Raw genomic sequence first — 16,336 nt, forward strand, 5'->3', positions numbered from 1 at the left:
CCGCCCGGCAGCCGAAGACGCCGCCCGGCTCGCGCGGGGTGCGTGCCCGGGTCCGGTGGGGCAAGGCGGGGCGGTGCGTGAAACCCACCAACAGCGCGAGATCCGGGAGGCCCGGAAGGTGATCCGGGCCGGGTCCGACGCCGTCCGCAAGATCGGCAACCGGTCACCCCGGTGGCGGCCCACCACCCCACGACGGGCGGCCGGTGGTCGTGGACGACCAGCGGAGCCAGGCCATCCTCGCCGTCCTGGTCCCCGAAGCCCGCAGCGAGGTCACCCGCTGGACCCAGCTACTCCAACCCGACGTGCTGATCACCCTCGCCGCCGCACTGGAAACCGCGGCCGACACCCCCGACCTGCCCCCTCCCTCGCCAGGGCGCTGGCCCGGTTCGCCGCCACCCTGCCCGACCCCGACCCGGCATGGACACCAGACCAACCGCCCGCAGATGCGGGGGAACCCTGACCGCGCGGCGGGTTGCCTGATGGCCATATGGGCGCGGTTCACCGCGACCAATCTCCACAACAGCCTGACCAACCCGGCGACCAATACCGTTCGGGCACGGTGGGCCTCATGACCACGGGCCCGAACCCGCGTTCACCTCGCACAGGCCGGGCAGCGTGACGGCCATGCCCGAGATCCCCGCGTGGATGGCCGCCCTGCCCGCCCTGGCCGGTCTGTGCCCTGGCCCTCGGGCCCAACTTCCCACCGCGAGCAGGTCTTCCGCCGTTACGGTGAGCGGTAGGCGACCCCTAGATGATTCGACCGCTCGCCATCCCTTGGCACTACACAATTACAGCTCGGTGGTGCCAGTTTCCGCAGGTCGTCTCTAGGTGGTCTCTCTTGATATCAGAGGGTGTTGGCCACATCGGCAAATGCCAGTCCGACCGAAGACCTTCGACCGCTAACCGTCGACCGACCGCCGATTGGCGACGGAGCATCCTGCGCTCCTGTTGATCGGCCATAACCTCGGTGATGACGAAGCGGTCATGGATGTCGGTCCCGGCCACGCCTGCCAGCGCGGCCGGGACCATCGCTGACCAGCGCCTTTACTCGCTGCCAGCAGAGGTCCGCCTCGTCGAGCACCGTTGACCCAGCCCTGAAAGGCGACCTGTAATGAGGCTAGAACCCTCGAACGACCCCGTGCCAGCGAGAGGCGACGACCAGGCACCCTCCGGCGACAGACGGCACCCCGACCGGCCGCCCAGCACCCCGCAGACGCTGATGGGCGTCCTCGCTCACGCGCTCGCCTCATGGGAGATGACCACACGGCTGGTAGCCGTGATCGCGGTCTGTATGTTCCTGGTCATCAGTGGCATGTGGCTGCTCGACGCCACGCTCACCATCGGGCCGGTCCAGATCACCCGGGTCCCATAGAAGACCGCGGGGCGTCCGCCACGGCGGACGCCCCGCCATCCCGGCCCTCACCTTCCGCCCACGTCCAGACCCTCACCATGCACGCCGAGGAGGGCGAGGCCCGCGGCGCGCAGAGCCACGTCGCCGGCAACTGGGCACCACCCGCCAGAAGACCAACCTCCCAGCCAACGCCCGTCGGGCACGGTGAGGCGCATGATCGAAACCTGAACCCGCACCCACCCCGCACCGAGCCGGGTTCACCCCGCACCGGCCGGGCAGCGTGAACGCCCTGCCCGAGATCCCCACGTGGATGGCCGCCCTGCCCGCCCCTCACCCTGGCCGATCGTCGCCTTGGCCCTGGTAGTCCAGCTCCCCCGACTGCTGACCGCGACCGTGGAGGCCCTGGCCCACCTGGTCGCCCTCCACTCCCGCCCCGCCCGACGCCGCGCCGCCCACCGCATCCTCGAACACGGCCACACCGTCGAGGCCGCCACCGCGGCCCAGCCGGGCGAACCATGACCGGACCCCGGCCGGGCCCGCGCGCCGCGGCCGGTCGACAGGCGAGGGCCCGGGAGGATGGGCGACCACCAGGACGACGAGCAGGAAGGGCCCCGCCGGTGGCCGAGGACGACGAGGGCCAGGATCACGGCCCGGCCTGGCCGGTCGACGCCCGGCTGGCCGACGGCCTGGCCGCACGGCGCGAGCCGAGTACGTCCCGGCCGCCCGCGCCGAGCTGCACGCCTGGCTGGCCGCCGGACCCGGGCCCCGGACACTGCCCCCGGACGCGGACGGGCCCGGGTCGACCGGGACCGCGCCGCCCGGGAGCTGGCCGCCGCCGAACTGGTCCACATCGGCGAGCACCTGGCCGCCACCGTCACCGAGGCCGCACCGCCCCTGCCCGGGTGGTACCGGGTGCGCGCCGAGGACACCCCCACTGCGGCCGGGTTCGCCGCCTACACCCGTCCCCCGCTGGTCGGCGGGGTGCCGGTACGGGCGGTGCTGTGGTGGCCGCAGCGCGGCGGGCGGGCGGTGGCGCTGTGGGGCGAGCGCGTGCCCGAGGAAACCGGGCCCGTCGACCAGGGCGCGGACTAGCTCGCGGACGCACCCGCCCGGCTGGTCGACGTCGCCGCCGTGCCCGTCCTCCCGCCGGGCCGGGCGAATACCGCGGGCCCGGTGGTCTAGGCGGGCGAGGCGGTGCGGCTGGTCGTGGCCACCTGGCTGGTCCTGGCCCAAGACCGCGCGGTCGAGGTCGCCGAGGTGCGTGGGTCACGGTCGGTGCGCCGCGCCATCGCCGTGGGCGGGGTACTGCCGCCCACGGCCGCGGTGCGCGCCGTCGAGCTTGCCCGCTCCCCCGACGAGAACGAGGGCCAGGCCGTCGAGGCCGGGGCAGGCCCGCGCGGGTGGTGGCGACCCCGACGAGCCCCGGCCGGACCGGTCGGGACGCGGCGGCCGTGGTGGGCGGTCAACCACTAACGGTGAAGCCGCCAGGCGGACGGGGCACCCGTGTCGGCCGCGGCGCGCTGTCGCCTGAACGAGTATCGCGCAGCTCACGGCCCCGGGTGATGATCACCGGCCGGTGGCGTGCGACAGATGTGCGACAACCCGGGGCGATCGTGGTGGCATGGACCTGTTCCCCCTGCCCGCGGTGGTGACCATGATCGGCCCGTCCGGCGCGGGCAAGTCGACGCTGGCCGCGCGGTGGGCCGCCACCGCGCCGTGTCTGGCGGTGTTGTCCTACGACGTCGCCCAGCACGAGCTGTCCGGGGACTGGCGCACCGCCGCCCCGGCCACGTCAGTTGTCGGGGAAGGGCTTTCCCTCCGGCCAAGGCGACGGCAAGCCAAGCGTTTCACCGGGGTGGGCGCTCGGTTCTTGGACCGACACCAAGGTGCCGCCGCTGTGTTTAATCTGCCGCCACATGGGCAGGGAAGGGCAGATTCTTCCGTGCGGGTTGTGCCACAATTCCGGGACGAGCCAGCCCCAAGTGTTGTACATCGGGTCGCGCGCAATCAGGATACCGTCGGCCCCGCGCGCTTTTGATGCGTCGTCGGACCAGTAACCGTCATCCCTCTTGTAGGTGCTTGTTTCCCCGGAGAGGTGTTCACGCTCGACCTTAGTACCGTAGACCGCTTGGAAAACGTCGTCTTGATCGAGGTTGAAACTGCTAACGGAAACAGCGACGACCAACGGCTTGGACAAGCGTCCGTAAGCGCTACCCTTGTCCTTGAGTGCCCCGAGCAAGGGTTTAACATCGTCGACAATATAGACACCGCCCGCGGACAGCGCCGCGACCGGACGGAAGTCTTTACGCACCTTTGCCTGCTCGGACTTCGGAAGAAATCTGATCGATACTTCCCAGCCGTCTTGCTCCCATTCGACGGTGTCGGACACCTCACCGTCGTTCGATGTGCCATCTTGGCCGAGTTGGCGCAGCTTCGCATCCACCCGTTTCTTGATCCGAGCAACCGGTGGCGATGTTGGGCCAACTTTGGAGATGTCCACCAATAGGTGGAAGTCCGGGCTTTCCACGGTGTTGAGTTTATCAATGATCGTTGCCCATCGCGCCTCTTCGGCCGACTTCGCGTCGCTTCCCGAGATTCGACGCGCTTCGACGTAGAACGACTCATCCCCCTTTGTGGCCAGAAAGTCCGGCCGCCTGGTCGTATGCTCCAGTTCAGGGTGGCACTCGACGTCGTATCCCGCGCCGGTGAGCATCGCATGGAGGTAGAGCTCCCAGAGCGCCCCGCGATGGTTGACATTGCTTCTACCGTCACGAATCCGGGAGGTGATCTCCTTCTTTTCGCCGTCGGGATACACCGCCACCCACGACTCGATCCGGTCCCGCACTTGATCCCAGTACGGACCCGCAACCCGATTGAGAAAAACGAAGTCCGATTCACTGTAGGACGCAGGTCGGTTGTTGTCTCTGGCCAGATTGTCAAAAACGGTCACGCCCATATCGTTCAGGACGGGCCGCTTTAGTCGCAACCGGAACACCCCCGACGTCGGTGGCCCGGGGCGGAGCCGGTCCTCGCCTACGATGCCCACGCACCCGAGCACGTGGAGGAACCCGCGATGTCCGACGCCTCAGCACCCGGCCCGACATCATCGTGGTCGCTGTCTACGTCGAGACCGACACGGCCAAGACCACCAAGGCGGCCGGTCGTCGGTGGCGACCTCATCGGCGCCGACCTAGTTGGCACGGATCTCGCAACGATTCGAGGCGACCGCACCACCATCATCATCACCGGGGTCGTCACTGATGAGGCGACCATCGGCGCGTGGTGGTGACCGCGGGGAAACGGACGTCCACCCCGGTGCGAGGCAGCCAGGAAGCCGTCCGGGCAAGTACCCGCGGTGACCAACGAGCGTCACGACCAGCGAATAGAGTGGTGATCGTGGCGGGTTTGCATGTCTGGGCTACCGAGGCCAACGCGCTGGCCCTGGCCAACAAGGCCGCGCACCTGGGGCGACGTGCTCAGGACGCGTGGAAGGCGTCTCAGCGTGACGCTGCCGCGCTGATGGTCGGGGATGAAGAAGACTGGTGGGAGGTCCACAAGCTGACCCGCCAGGCCACCGGCCTGGCCACCCACCTGCGCCGGCAGGAGCGTCAAGCGGGGCGCTACATCGACAACGTGACGTCGCTGGTGGTCGCCCACCTGAACATCGCCATGCAGGCCAACGGGTGGGCGGACCGGCGGTGGCTGCCCGTCCTGACCCGCGTCGCCGAGCTGCGCGGACGCCGCTACGGATCGGCCAACAACACCGACCGCCCCCCGCTGAAACCTGGGAAATCGCACGTCCAACGAGCCGTTTGAGGCCCTGACGGCCCCACTGGGAGGCGTAAGGCCATCCAGGCATGGGGATACCCGGTCTATCGCCCGTTAATTTACAAGAATTTCTAGGGCACCATACGAATTTTCGGGCAGTTTAAATGATTTCCGCGTCAGGACGATAATTTATGTGCACATTTTGGCGGGTACGTCCGGCGGGAAAAATGATTTACCACCAGCAGGGGGCCGCCATCCTGTGCACGTGGGACCTGCGGGGTGTGGGGCCGCGGCGGGGCTGGTGGGGGTGCCCCTGAAGACCGAGGACGCGCAGTGGCGCAAACCTGGCGCGCTCACCCCAGGGCGCGTCTGGCATCGGCGATGCGTAGCACGGTCGTCGCCCTGGTCACGCCGAGGTCGGCGACACCGCGCTCGACGGCAGGCCGCGCCGAGCGTGGCCCGCCCGCGGCGATGATCCGCTGCCCCGAGGAGTACGAGATCCGCCGGCAGGGAACAGCGGTGAGGGAAGTGCGATGGTACCGGTGTGGATCACGCCAACAGCACGCCGCGAACACGGGCGCCCCGAGCGCTCACGTCCCGAGCCAGGCGAGGCGCGGTGATCAAGTTGGCCTGCCGGGTCGGTGCCGCCCTGGCCGCGGTGCTGGTGGCGGTCTGCGTGTGGGCGGGGTGGCTGTCCCTGGCCGCGCTCGGGCAGTGGGTGTTGGCCCACGCCGTGCCGGTCGCGGTGACGGTGCTCGCGCTGGTGGTCGTGGTGGTTGTCGGGCGGTCGCTGAAGCCCGGCGGTGACGCGCCCGCGGCCCGCTCGGGGCTGGGCTGGCCCATGATGCTCGGCGCCGCGGTCGTGGTGGCCCTGGTCGGGTGGGTCGCCGTCGAGCACCTGCTCGCCGAGGCCGACCAGGCCGGACCCGCCGCCCGGCCGGGGGCCCGCGTAGAAGCCATCAAGACCGGGCTCGCCGCCGCCGCCGGGGCCGGGGCGGTGTTCGCGCTGCTGCTGGCCGTGCGCCGCCAGTGGCACCAGGAGACCAGCGCCGTCGACACGGTCCACGACGCCACTGAGCGCCGCATCACCGACCTCTATACCAAGGCGGTGGAACAACTCGGCAGCGACAAAGCCGCCGTCCGCCTCGGTGGCCTCTATGCCCTGCAACGCCTCGGCGAAGGCAGCCTCACCCAACGCGAGACCATCCTCAACGTCATCTGCGCCTACCTCCGGATGCCCGTCCCCACCCTCCCCACCACAAACACCACAGACACCGACGAAGAACCGGCCCCACTGACACCCGAGGAACAGCAACAACTGACACCCGAGGAACAGCAACAACACCAGCAGCGACTCAACGACCTCGCCCAAGAACAGCAAGTCCGCCTCACCGCCCAACGCATCCTCACCCGCCACCGACAACCCGGCCCGCACTACTGGGAAACCACCACCATCGACCTCACCGGCGCCAACCTCGCCCACGCCGACCTCGCCCACGCCGACCTCACCGGCGCCAACCTCGCCTACACCGACCTCACCGGCGCCGACCTCACCGGCAGCAGCCTCACCGCCACCGACCTCACCGGCGCCTATCTCACCGGCGCCTATCTCACCCACGCCAACCTCACCGACGCCAACCTCGCCCACGCAGGCCTCACCGGCGCTGTCCTTGGCAACGCCAACCTCACCCACGCCAAACTCACCCACGCTGGCCTCATCGGCGCCAACCTCAGCGGCACCAACCTCGCCGACGCCAACCTCTACTACACCGACCTCACCGACGCCAACCTCATCAGCGCCGACCTCACCGACGCCAACCTCACCCACGCCAACTTCACCGGCGCCGACCTCAGCCACGCCGACCTCATCGGCACCCACCTCGACCACACCAAATTCACCGGCGCCAACCTCAACGGCGCTCACCTCGAAGACACCAAACGCAACCGCGCCAACCTCACCGGCGCCATGGGTGTGCCCTTAAGTGGGCCAATCAGATTTGAATGAATCGCACCGAAGGTCGGCGTTCGCTAACTGGTGACCGGGTGTGGATGCGGGTAGCGGTGGAGGGTGGCGGCGGTGTTGAGCCTCAGACCGGGGCCGTGAGGGTGATGCGGGGCCACACCTAGTCGTGCAGGCGGTCGACGTGCTCGCGCAGCAGAACCGGGCCGAGGTCCGCCCGAACATCGAGCAGCAGTCCCAGTTCTTCATGGGCTACCACCACCAGCGCGGCCACGTCTGGGACGTCCTCGAATCCCTGAAGGCGCCCTTCACGCCATGACCGACACCATCAGCACCCAGGGCGCCCACACCGCGCCGCCCGGTCCCGGCGCCTTCCCCGCAACCCACACCATCCGCGGCGAGACCACCGAGGAAGGCCCGATGAGCACCGGCCCCGAGGCCGAGGTGGAGGTGCTGCCGATCGACCACGGAGCGCTCACCCGCGTCCCCGTGTGGGAGACACACCGGCGCGGCAAGAACCGGGCCGCCATCCTCCCCGGCGTCGACCCCACCCGCCCCAGCGGCCTCTACCGCGTGTTCTGGACGAAAGCAGGCGGCGAGGACCACTTCTACAAGGTGCCCACCCGGCCCCTGGTCGGGACGGCCGTGGAGTTCGCCGCCGACTACACCGACAGCCGGGGCAACCGCCGTCCCTGCCGGTGGTACGGAGTCATCCGGGCCCACACCGAGCAGCCCCTGACCATCCAGCACTGCGCCACCGCCCGCGAGGCGATCAACCTCGCCGCCGAACAACGCCTCGCCGACTCCCTCACCATCGACGACCTGCACCAGCAGGTGCTGGACCTGCTCAACTCCCAACGCACCGAACCCGGCCAACGCTGGTACCCCACCCGCCGCCACACCTACGCCACCCGAGGCAAACGCACCGGCAAAATCGCCGACTGGTCCTTCGTCCTGCGCACCGACGCCGCCGCCCGCGTCGAAGGACTGATCCCGACCACCCACCAGGAACCGGGACCACAACCCGCCGCCGACCCCACCAACGCCCCGCCGGCCACCCTCGCCTGACGATCGACGCGGTGCGCACGGCAAGCACCAAGCCGCCCGCGGCGGGCTCAAGGAACCGAGCCCGTCCCCGCGGCCTGGCTGCTGCACGCGGCCGGTCCACCTTGGCCTGGGGCGGCCTGGTCCTCGTCACCGACCGCCCGCCAGGGCCGCGCCCGCGTGCGGCGGGACGGCGGCCGTGGCCGGGTCGGTTGTGGTGTCGAGCGGGACGAGGGTCGATGCGTTCAGTGAGGGCGGTGGAGGATGTTGCGGACCTGCACGTGGCCCACGCGCGCATCGCCGGCGATGCTCCGCAGGCTCTCGCCCCACGCCCCCATGCGGCGGATCAGGTGGTCGCGGCGGACGCGGGCGGCCTCGAACTCGGCGCCGGCCTCGGCCAGCTCGGCGCGGACCTCGCGGCGCAGCCGCTCACGGTGCTCCCGCAGAACTCGCTCGGTGCCGCCGCGCGCTGTGGACACACGTCCCCCACAGCCTCGACCGACTCGGCCCCCTGATCACCGAAGCCGAGAAACTGGGCGCGGACTGACAGGGGCCGCGCCACTGGTTCGCCGAGCCCAACGCCGCAACACCACCCGCGACACCGTGAACCGGCACGCCGCACGGCCAGCGGCCTGGCGCCACCAACGCCCCCGGGAACGGCGAAGGTCTCAGCGATCATCCACCCCACCAGATCGCAGACCTGTCACACCCAGTCGATGCGGCCACGCGAATGGAATCGGCAGCGAATCTACGCTAAACCACCCGATGGGGCCGGCGGATACGTCGTGGTGGCGACCCCGCACAGCGGGATGTCACCGAATCTCCACTCGCAGCGTCATTCGCGCTCTTTTTGCGCTCCCCTCAAGCGGTACGCGTAAATCACAAGAACAACAGTTACCAACATCGCGGTTGGCAACAGCGTCAATTTAAACCACGGGACCCCCACGCGAGAGCCGCCGAAGGCAATGAAAAGATCAACGGAAAATGAGAGCATGCAGGCAGTCGCCAGCAGCGGCCACGCCAGCCTGCCCCCCACGCGCGAGTTGCGACTGTCGTCGATGACCACGTTTGCGGGTGAACCGTCGATGCTCAGCGCTGGCTGTCCCTCGACCAGTAGCGAATACCAGAGTTTGTGCGTTGTCGTGATCAAGCTGGGCCTGACGTGGAGGGCGCTCGCCGTCGTCTCGACACCAGGCGGGGAAACACCTTTTCGGCCGGGTTCGGAATTACTTTCCATCAAAGCGATGACCGGAACGTTGAAGTCGAATATCAACGGCCCCTGGAAACATCCGGGAGTGATGTCGTCATCGCTTCGGCTAACGATGAAGAGTGTGACCACATGCGGATCGTTCAACGCTTCGTCCGATCCGGGGCGGCGCACGATCACTTCCACTTCCCCCTGGAAAGCAGGATTCACGGGACGCACGATCGGCACAGCGGTGACGTTGTAGAAAAGGTGTCGCCGCTTGCGTGAGTAGCGGCGAGTGACCCATGCGGCGACGACGATCGCCGCTACAGCGACCACCACACCCCCCACCGACACCCATACCGCGGCGACGGTCCAACCCAACTCGTTGGCAACCTGAGATGTGATCGACACCGGCCAATGAAACCAGGGTTCCGGGACGAGTCATCCGGCAATCGGCCCACCGTGTCGAGATCGTGCTCGACGGCCCGGTCGTCGCGGCGCGGTCGGTTCACGGGGACCGGCCCGGGGGCCGGTGGCCTGGCGCTAGTCGACGAGCCCGGGGAACAGCGCGCGAGTCGGCGGCGGCCTCGGCGCTCGCCCACTCCACCCGTCGGCCGGTGGTGACCTCGGCCAAGCCGGACCGCAGCCCGTGCTCGTCGGGTCCATAGTCTGCCTCGGCCTCGCGGGCGAGGAACACGGCGTGGGGACAGCGGCCAGGATGCGGCAGGCCCGAGACTGTGCGGCATGGACATGTGGGCCGATGTGGCCGTGCAGGACGCGCGCGGGTGGTGGGACTTCATCGGCGGCGTCGTCGGCATCGCTGGGGTTGTGGTGACGGTGGCGGCGGTGCTGGTCGCCTTCGGCGCGGCGCGCAGCAGCAGCCGCTCGGCCGACGCCGCCACCGCCTCGGCGGAGGCGGCCAGGATCTCCGCCGAGGGCGCGGCCACGATGGCGCAGATCGAGAAGGAACGCCGCCACGACGAGCTGGAGCCGGTGCTCGCGTGCTCGGTTGTGGTCAACGGGCCGGGAACGACACCGCGCCCCGGGGTCACGGCGCTTCTGGACATCGCCTTGACCGGCCCGCGGGACCTGTCCGCGGTAACCGTCGAGATCCGGGACGACCGCGTGTGCCCGCCTGTTCCGGGGGAACCCGTCGTGTGGGCGCCGTGGCAGCTACGCCCCGAGGGCGACGGCGCGTCGACCGACGGGCGCACCGCGCCTTCCCGATCTCTGCGCCGAGGCAGCCGACTGGTCTTCGCCCTGGAGCCCAGCCCCGTGCCGTCGGGATGCTCCCCCGAAGCCTGGGCACAGGAATTCAGCCACCAACCCGTACGGCTGCTGATCACTTGCGAGAGCAACGGCCACGAAGGCGCGTGGACCGTGCCCGTGGACGTCCTGCCCCGCTCACGCGACCACGACCCGGACGCCACGCAGGCCCGCCTGATCACGGCCACTGTTGAAAGCCTTCACCCCTATAACGCGCAGCTACGCGGCAGTGGCGCGAGAGACCTCACGATCACCAACCACAGCAACCACCCTGTTCAGGAGGTGACCCTGCTGGGCTTCGCCGTGCCCGAAAGCCCTGCCATCACGGTCGACTGGGTCTACGGCGACGACCACTGGACCGGCGATGAGCACGGCGACCTGTTGAAACCCCCGCCATCCACCCTCCACCCCGGCACAGAGAACGACTATGAAGTACCCGTCAGCCTGACCTACGACCCGCCCCGCGACCCGCACGCTCCGGACGTCCCCGTGATCGCCTTCACCGACCACAACAACATCCGCTGGGTCCGCGTCGGGGACAACCCCCCACAACGCCATATCGAAGGCGTCCCCTATCCCATCGCCCCGGCACCCCCGACGAAACCGACTGGGAACGGGTGACCACCCCGCAGGACGGCGAGTAGCCCAGCACTGTGCGGGCCGGCTGGACGGTACCGGCAAGCGGCCCAGGTCATCGCGTCATCGCCCTGTGCCTGTCCGAGGTCGAGCAGCGTCGCGCCGAGGAGCAGGCCCTGCGGGAGCTGTTCGCCGCCGCGCTGTGGGTGCCCGTCACCCACGGCCTCGACCGGTTCGGCCCGTTGTTCATCGAGGCCGGGAAGCTGGGCGCTGGCTGGCAGGGGGCGCAGCGCCGCTTGGCCGCGCCCGACGTCGAGCGCCAGGCCGCCCTGCAGCGGGTCGTGGACGACGTCGCCGCCGAGGCCGAGGCCGACCGGAAGCGCACCGCCGCCGATGAGGCCGAAGACGAGGCCGCGCGCGCGGGTCCTGGCCGAGAGCACCCGGGCAGGTGCCGCATCGTCGGCGTTCCCGGTGTGTCGAGCGTGCGGCCCCCCGAACGTGTGTCCGCGCAGCTCACACCGCCCACCGGTGATCTCCGATCGGCGATCGGAGACAGAACGGCGACATCCCCGCGCGACTCTGGCGGGTATGGACTTGGTGCCCTTTCCGTCGGTGATCACCTTGATCGGCCCCTCCGGCGCGGGAAAGTCGTCATTGGCCGCGCGCTGGTCCGCGGCCGTGCCCGAGCTGGCAGTGCTGTCCTACGACACCGTCCAGCACGACCTGACCGGCGATTGGCGCACGGTCACCCCGGCCGCCGTCGACCAGGTGCACGAGCTGTTGCGGGCCCGGTGCGCGGCCGGACTCGGCAGCATCGTGGACGGCACCCACGTCCAACCCGACCGCCGTGCGGCCGTCCGGGCAATCGCCGCCCAGCACGGACTTCCCGCCGTCGCGGTCGTGCTGCGCGTCAGCCTCGCCACCTGCCTGCGCCGACAACAGGACCGCGCCCGCCGCGCCCCCGGCGACGACATCCGCGCCCAGTTCGAGGCGCTGGCCCCCCAGCTTCCGCGCCTGCTCTCCGAGCCCTACGCCGTCCTGGTCATCCGCCACCAGGACGCCGAGACCAGCCACCCGACCGGCAGCGATGACCGACAGAACCCGCACTAAGGCCGCCGTCGATCACGAACGTCCTCGGCGAGCGCGAACAGGCGATCCGCCTCCTGCCTCAGCGCCGCGGGGTCGTACTGCCGCCGGATGGCGTCCCCGGCGTCGTGAAGCCTGCGCGTCACCGCCTGGTGGTCCCGGTGGGCTTGGGTGCCGGGAATCCGACTGAGGAAGACCTCGAACATCGTCAGCCCTCACCTAGTTGGCGGTCGAGGCGCCCGGGTCGCGCTGTTCGCACAGCGCTGCCAGGCGTTCGGTCAGCAGGGCGTTCAGCTCGGGGATGGTGCGGCGCTCGCGCAGCATGTCCCAGTGGGTTCGCTGCCGCTTGACCCTGCGGGTGTCCGGGCCGGTGCTCTGGGCTCGTCGGCTTTCGACGCCGTGGCGGGGGCAGGTCCAGAACTCCGGCGGGCTGACACCCTTCTCGGCGCTGAACGCGCGCGTGAACTCGTGGCTGGGGTGCCCGTCGTAGGGCAGGGGGCAGCGATAGGACACCTGGGTCTGGGGTGCCGGTGCCTCGGTCGGTGAAGTCCGTTGGGCGCCGATATCGGGGGCAGGCCGGAGAGATCTGAGTGGACCGCGGGCATACATGGGTTTCCTCGGCTGCGTGGATGTGCCGCCGGTGGCGGCATGGTGGAAGGCAGGCCCGGGGCGGCGGGGAGGACCGCCCCGGGCCGATCGGGCCGACGATCACCGGAGGACACCCCCGGTGTGGGGGACTCGACGGCCCGCGTTCGGATAGCACCGACGTGGGGATCACGACGCCAGAGCGTTGACCAGTGCCAGGGCGCTGCCCGGGGGCAGGCGCAGGTCGGGGGCGCGGCGGCCGGTGCACAGGTGGGGGGCGTTGCGTTCGCCGGGGCGGGGCAGGTCGAGCAGGGCGTGGGCCATCTCCAGCGTGGTGCCGTGGCGGTGCCAGGTCACCATGCCCTCGGGGTCGGCGCGAAACGCCAAGGCGTCGTTCTCGGCGTGCAGGGTCAGCCCGTCCCACCAGCCGCCCGGCCACACCCACACCCCGTACCCGGCGATGATCTGCCCAGCGTCGTCGCGCGGGTAGCTGAACCTCCATCCCGCGCGCGCGAGCTTGCCCAGCATGTCGATCAGCTCCGGGGTCATCGGCGCCGTCCTCGGGGCGCGTGGCGGAGGGCGCTCAGCTCTCCGACCACCACGACCCCGATCGCCACCGCCGCGGTCACTCCGAGCACCAGCAGCACTTCCACGCGTGTCTCCTCTCGTGATCGGGGCGACGCTAGGGGCGTGCGGGGGCGCGATTTTCACACCGTGTGAAAGTCCCCCGATCGAGTGACTTCCCCGGTCAGGGGGCGATGCCCATGCGCCATGCCAGGCCGCGCAGGTCGCGGCCACCGGCGTCACGAATGGCCGCGGCCAGTGCCGTGACCACCGCGTCGCGGGCGTAGGGGTTGGCGCGCAGTTGTTGAGGGGCAATCCGTTCGGCGCGCATCAGGGCGGCGATGCCCTCCCCGCGGCGGCGGCGTTCGCCGAGCAGGGCCCGGCCGTAGTCGGCCCAGTACGCCGCGCGGCGGGAGGCGGGCATGGCGTCGAGGTGGATCGTCGCGGCGGTGTCGTGCACCCAGGCGTGCCTGCCGGTCTCCACCCCGATGGCCACCCGCCAGATGCCGACGTTGGCCCGCCCGAAGTGCATCAATCCCGCTGGCCACGGGCTCACCTCGCCGGTGATGCGGTCGGCGACGTCGGCGGCCTCGCGCAGGTGGACCTCGGCGCGATCGGTGTCGCCGAGCACCGCCGCGGCGAACGCCGCACTCAGGTGCACCATGCCCAGCGTCTCCGGGCGCTGGGCGGTGATCGTGTCCGCCGCGCGCGTGGCCAACTCGTACTGCCGAGCCCGGTTGGTGCCGGAAATCAGGTGCACCCGCGACCACGACGCCACCGCGCACCACACCGGATCACCCAAGGCGTCGGCGGCCTGGGCGACACGGTCGGTGGCCAGCATCGCCGCGCCCGGAACACCGAGACGGGCCGAGAGGCTGTCGGCCGCGTGGTAGACGGTCACCAACGCCGCCAACGCCGCGCGCCGCGTCTTCGCCCGGCCCGCCGCGGCCAATAAGTCACGGATCAGGGCGGGCAGCAGTTCGGCCTGCCCGGCGTCGTCCCCGCCGGGGCGCAAACGCAGGTTGAGCCGATCGACGTCGGCAAGCACCAGCGACCACGGACGATCCGGGGCGTCGGGGTACTCATCCAGACGCCACCCGCCCAACACATCGGCCAACAACGCGGTCCCCGACCGCGCGCGGGCCGCGTCGGCATCGGCGGGAAGATCCGGGGTGCCAGTCAGCTCACCCGGCGCGACCCGCAACGCCGCGGCCAACGACTCCAACACCCGCCGCTTGGTCACCGGCCGCAAACCACGCTCGATCATCGACAGATAGCCCGGCGACATCCCCGCCACCTGCGCCACCGCCGACAGGGTCAACCCCCGCCACGCCCTGATCTCCCGCACACGACGCCCGATCCCGACACCATCCACGTACACCGGACATCCCTCCCCCGAGACCTTCACCGACGAACGCCCACCCGCGGTACCAGCTTATGGGCACCCGGCCCTCCCGCGGTCTCTCTCCGCGCCCGTGGGCAACGCCTCAGTTCTCCTGACCCGCTGGTGGTGATGGTCGTTGGGACACGCCTCGGGCATGACCTCGGTGACACGGTTCCCGTCGAGCCGGTACTCCACTCGCCCGGCGATGTGGCAGGGCATGGTCAATCCCAGCCAGGGATACCGAGATCGCGGCGGGCCGCGTCGATGAACGCCTTGTGGGTGTCGGTGAACTCCTTCTCCTTGGCTGCCGGGATCGCTTCCCTGGTCCGGCGCTCTGCGCTCTTGAAGGAGACGGCCTTGGTGGCCTCGGCGTGGAGCTGGTCGAGGAAGAACGCGGTGAGCTCGGCATGGCGGTCGAATGCGTCGCTGGTCTGCGTCGATCCCACCAGGCGGATGTGCAGTCGGGCCTCGAGCAACCGTGCCTGGGTCGCACGAACGTCCTCCAGGTTGTTGCAGTTACCGAATCCGCTGACGGCAGCCATGCCTTGGGCGTAGGCGCTGAGTTGGAGTTCGCGGCGCTTGTCCTTGCGGGTGCGACCGGTGGTGATCAGCGCGGCGAGGGTGGTGCCGCCAGCGCCGATGATGCCGCCGATTCCGACGCCGATGAGGCCGATGAGGGCTGGGTCGAGCATCGGCACAGCGTAGGCGGGTTGATCAGCCGCGGCAGACGATCCTGCCGCGGCTGATGACCCGCTCGATCCGTGGGCTGTCCTACTGGAGCAAGTGGGCGAACACGCCGTGCTCGTGCAACTGCATCGCGGCGGAGACCAGGCCGCCGCCGATCGAGCAGCTGCCCCAGATGTAGCCGCACAGGCGCATGGCGTCCTGGCGGTGCTTGGCGTCGGCGTTGGTGACGACCACTCCGACCAGCCGCCACGAGATCAGCGCGGCGAAGCAGTGGGTGATGATGATGGGGGCCAACATCTTCGGGTCTTCCTCTCGTACCCCTTGGGGGTGCCGATCGAGGAAGACCGCGGGCGGGCGTCAGCTCGACCGACAACCCACCAACACGGTTGTCGTCAGCTGAGCCCGTTCGCCACCCGAAACGTCTCAGTTCGTGCCAGAACGCCCTTTACGACCGAGACATGCTGGAAGGGGCCTGGTGACTCGACACCTTCCGTACCTTGATTCTGCTTCATGGGCACGAGCGCGGCGGCTCGTGCCTTTCAGTCGTTGCGACTGACGCCGTCCTGCGTCGCCGCGGCCCTGGGCGCGGGCCGTACACGCAACCATTCTAGCCTCGAGGGTCGAGGAATCACAGCGAGTGAGGCCGCTTGTAGAAGTTAGCGACGGCAAGCACTTTAGCTTGACATAATAACCCTTATCAAGGTCCTCATACGGCCACCACCCGGGATTTCGTCGGCGGACTGAACGAGCCGCTTAGAGCTCCTGTCAGAATGAGTAGAGGCGTCGGTAGCAGATCATCGCGCAGCCCAGGGACAGTAATCCCTGATGCAGGTCTGCTCGTCGTTCCCAGCGGGTGCGTAGGCGTTTGTACTGGTG

General features: G+C 69.7%; 20 protein-coding genes and 2 pseudogenes. 11 read left to right on the top strand and 11 right to left on the bottom strand.

Annotation, left to right across the window (positions count from 1 at the left end; genetic code table 11):
- Positions 1 to 209: 209 nt before the first annotated feature.
- The 5 genes and pseudogenes from ACTG9Q_RS24685 to ACTG9Q_RS24705 form a co-directional block, all read left to right on the top strand.
- Positions 210 to 572 carry a hypothetical protein gene (locus ACTG9Q_RS24685; protein WP_455575265.1) on the top strand — a complete coding sequence of 121 codons (363 nt, stop codon included), beginning with the start codon at positions 210 to 212 and terminating at the stop codon, positions 570 to 572.
- A 1,130-nt stretch (positions 573 to 1,702) separates the two neighbouring features.
- Positions 1,703 to 1,870, top strand: coding sequence for a hypothetical protein (locus ACTG9Q_RS24690; RefSeq protein ID WP_455575266.1), 168 nt, complete (start codon positions 1,703 to 1,705; stop codon positions 1,868 to 1,870).
- Between the two features lie 57 nt (positions 1,871 to 1,927).
- Positions 1,928 to 2,443: a hypothetical protein gene (locus tag ACTG9Q_RS24695; RefSeq protein ID WP_455575267.1), complete on the top strand. Its 516-nt coding sequence runs from the start codon at positions 1,928 to 1,930 to the stop codon at positions 2,441 to 2,443.
- 102 nt (positions 2,444 to 2,545) lie between these two features.
- Complete coding sequence (locus ACTG9Q_RS24700) at positions 2,546 to 2,824, top strand: hypothetical protein (RefSeq protein ID WP_455575268.1); 279 nt, start codon at positions 2,546 to 2,548, stop codon at positions 2,822 to 2,824.
- 181 nt (positions 2,825 to 3,005) lie between these two features.
- Positions 3,006 to 3,107: pseudogene (locus tag ACTG9Q_RS24705) on the top strand (hypothetical protein); the annotation flags it as partial.
- Between the two features lie 36 nt (positions 3,108 to 3,143).
- Here ACTG9Q_RS24705 and ACTG9Q_RS24710 read toward each other — a convergent pair.
- Complete coding sequence (locus ACTG9Q_RS24710; RefSeq protein WP_455575291.1) at positions 3,144 to 4,301, bottom strand: hypothetical protein; 1,158 nt, start codon at positions 4,299 to 4,301, stop codon at positions 3,144 to 3,146.
- A gap of 440 nt (positions 4,302 to 4,741) precedes the next feature.
- Here ACTG9Q_RS24710 and ACTG9Q_RS24715 point away from each other — a divergent pair, with 440 nt between their 5' ends.
- From ACTG9Q_RS24715 to ACTG9Q_RS24730, 4 genes are all read left to right on the top strand, one after another.
- The gene (locus ACTG9Q_RS24715) at positions 4,742 to 5,167 is read left to right on the top strand and encodes a hypothetical protein (protein ID WP_455575269.1); all 426 of its coding nucleotides are present in this window, start codon (positions 4,742 to 4,744) and stop codon (positions 5,165 to 5,167) included.
- A gap of 568 nt (positions 5,168 to 5,735) precedes the next feature.
- A complete protein-coding gene (locus tag ACTG9Q_RS24720) occupies positions 5,736 to 7,124 on the top strand; it encodes a pentapeptide repeat-containing protein (protein ID WP_455575270.1) in 1,389 nt (462 codons plus the stop codon).
- 124 nt (positions 7,125 to 7,248) lie between these two features.
- Positions 7,249 to 7,398 (top strand): hypothetical protein, encoded by a 150-nt coding sequence (locus ACTG9Q_RS24725; RefSeq protein ID WP_455575271.1) that lies wholly within the window; start codon positions 7,249 to 7,251, stop codon positions 7,396 to 7,398.
- A complete protein-coding gene (locus ACTG9Q_RS24730) occupies positions 7,395 to 8,147 on the top strand; it encodes a hypothetical protein (RefSeq protein WP_455575272.1) in 753 nt (250 codons plus the stop codon). The genes ACTG9Q_RS24725 and ACTG9Q_RS24730 overlap by 4 nt, the downstream gene beginning before the upstream one ends.
- Before the next feature lie 221 nt (positions 8,148 to 8,368).
- Here ACTG9Q_RS24730 and ACTG9Q_RS24735 read toward each other — a convergent pair whose 3' ends face one another.
- Positions 8,369 to 8,602 (bottom strand): hypothetical protein, encoded by a 234-nt coding sequence (locus ACTG9Q_RS24735; protein ID WP_455575273.1) that lies wholly within the window; start codon positions 8,600 to 8,602, stop codon positions 8,369 to 8,371.
- 356 nt (positions 8,603 to 8,958) lie between these two features.
- A complete protein-coding gene (locus ACTG9Q_RS24740) occupies positions 8,959 to 9,723 on the bottom strand; it encodes a hypothetical protein (protein WP_455575274.1) in 765 nt (254 codons plus the stop codon).
- Between the two features lie 351 nt (positions 9,724 to 10,074).
- Here ACTG9Q_RS24740 and ACTG9Q_RS24745 point away from each other — a divergent pair, with 351 nt between their 5' ends.
- Entirely contained in the window at positions 10,075 to 11,199 is a 1,125-nt protein-coding gene (locus tag ACTG9Q_RS24745) for a hypothetical protein (RefSeq protein ID WP_455575275.1), read from the top strand.
- Here ACTG9Q_RS24745 and ACTG9Q_RS24750 read toward each other — a convergent pair.
- Complete coding sequence (locus tag ACTG9Q_RS24750) at positions 11,151 to 11,594, bottom strand: hypothetical protein (RefSeq protein ID WP_455575276.1); 444 nt, start codon at positions 11,592 to 11,594, stop codon at positions 11,151 to 11,153. The two genes, ACTG9Q_RS24745 and ACTG9Q_RS24750, sit on opposite strands and share 49 nt — an antisense overlap.
- 148 nt (positions 11,595 to 11,742) lie before the next feature.
- On the opposite strand from ACTG9Q_RS24750, the gene ACTG9Q_RS24755 reads away from it, so the two are divergent.
- On the top strand, positions 11,743 to 12,264 hold the full coding sequence (locus ACTG9Q_RS24755; RefSeq protein ID WP_455575277.1) for an AAA family ATPase: 522 nt from the start codon (positions 11,743 to 11,745) through the stop codon (positions 12,262 to 12,264).
- Here ACTG9Q_RS24755 and ACTG9Q_RS24760 read toward each other — a convergent pair.
- The 7 genes and pseudogenes from ACTG9Q_RS24760 to ACTG9Q_RS24790 form a co-directional block, all read right to left on the bottom strand.
- Complete coding sequence (locus ACTG9Q_RS24760) at positions 12,261 to 12,446, bottom strand: hypothetical protein (RefSeq protein WP_455575278.1); 186 nt, start codon at positions 12,444 to 12,446, stop codon at positions 12,261 to 12,263. The genes ACTG9Q_RS24755 and ACTG9Q_RS24760 overlap by 4 nt on opposite strands.
- 13 nt (positions 12,447 to 12,459) lie before the next feature.
- Entirely contained in the window at positions 12,460 to 12,849 is a 390-nt protein-coding gene (locus tag ACTG9Q_RS24765) for an RNA polymerase-binding protein RbpA (protein ID WP_455575279.1), read from the bottom strand.
- Between the two features lie 165 nt (positions 12,850 to 13,014).
- Entirely contained in the window at positions 13,015 to 13,374 is a 360-nt protein-coding gene (locus ACTG9Q_RS24770) for a hypothetical protein (protein WP_455575280.1), read from the bottom strand.
- A gap of 199 nt (positions 13,375 to 13,573) precedes the next feature.
- Positions 13,574 to 14,770: a helix-turn-helix domain-containing protein gene (locus ACTG9Q_RS24775; protein ID WP_455575281.1), complete on the bottom strand. Its 1,197-nt coding sequence runs from the start codon at positions 14,768 to 14,770 to the stop codon at positions 13,574 to 13,576.
- A 224-nt stretch (positions 14,771 to 14,994) separates the two neighbouring features.
- Positions 14,995 to 15,465 (bottom strand): hypothetical protein, encoded by a 471-nt coding sequence (locus tag ACTG9Q_RS24780; protein WP_455575282.1) that lies wholly within the window; start codon positions 15,463 to 15,465, stop codon positions 14,995 to 14,997.
- 79 nt (positions 15,466 to 15,544) lie between these two features.
- Positions 15,545 to 15,757, bottom strand: a complete 213-nt coding sequence (locus ACTG9Q_RS24785; RefSeq protein WP_455575283.1) for a hypothetical protein — start codon at positions 15,755 to 15,757, stop codon at positions 15,545 to 15,547.
- Between the two features lie 468 nt (positions 15,758 to 16,225).
- A pseudogene (locus ACTG9Q_RS24790) lies at positions 16,226 to 16,336 on the bottom strand (IS5/IS1182 family transposase); the annotation flags it as partial.

The organism is Actinokineospora lacus, from assembly GCF_053813445.1.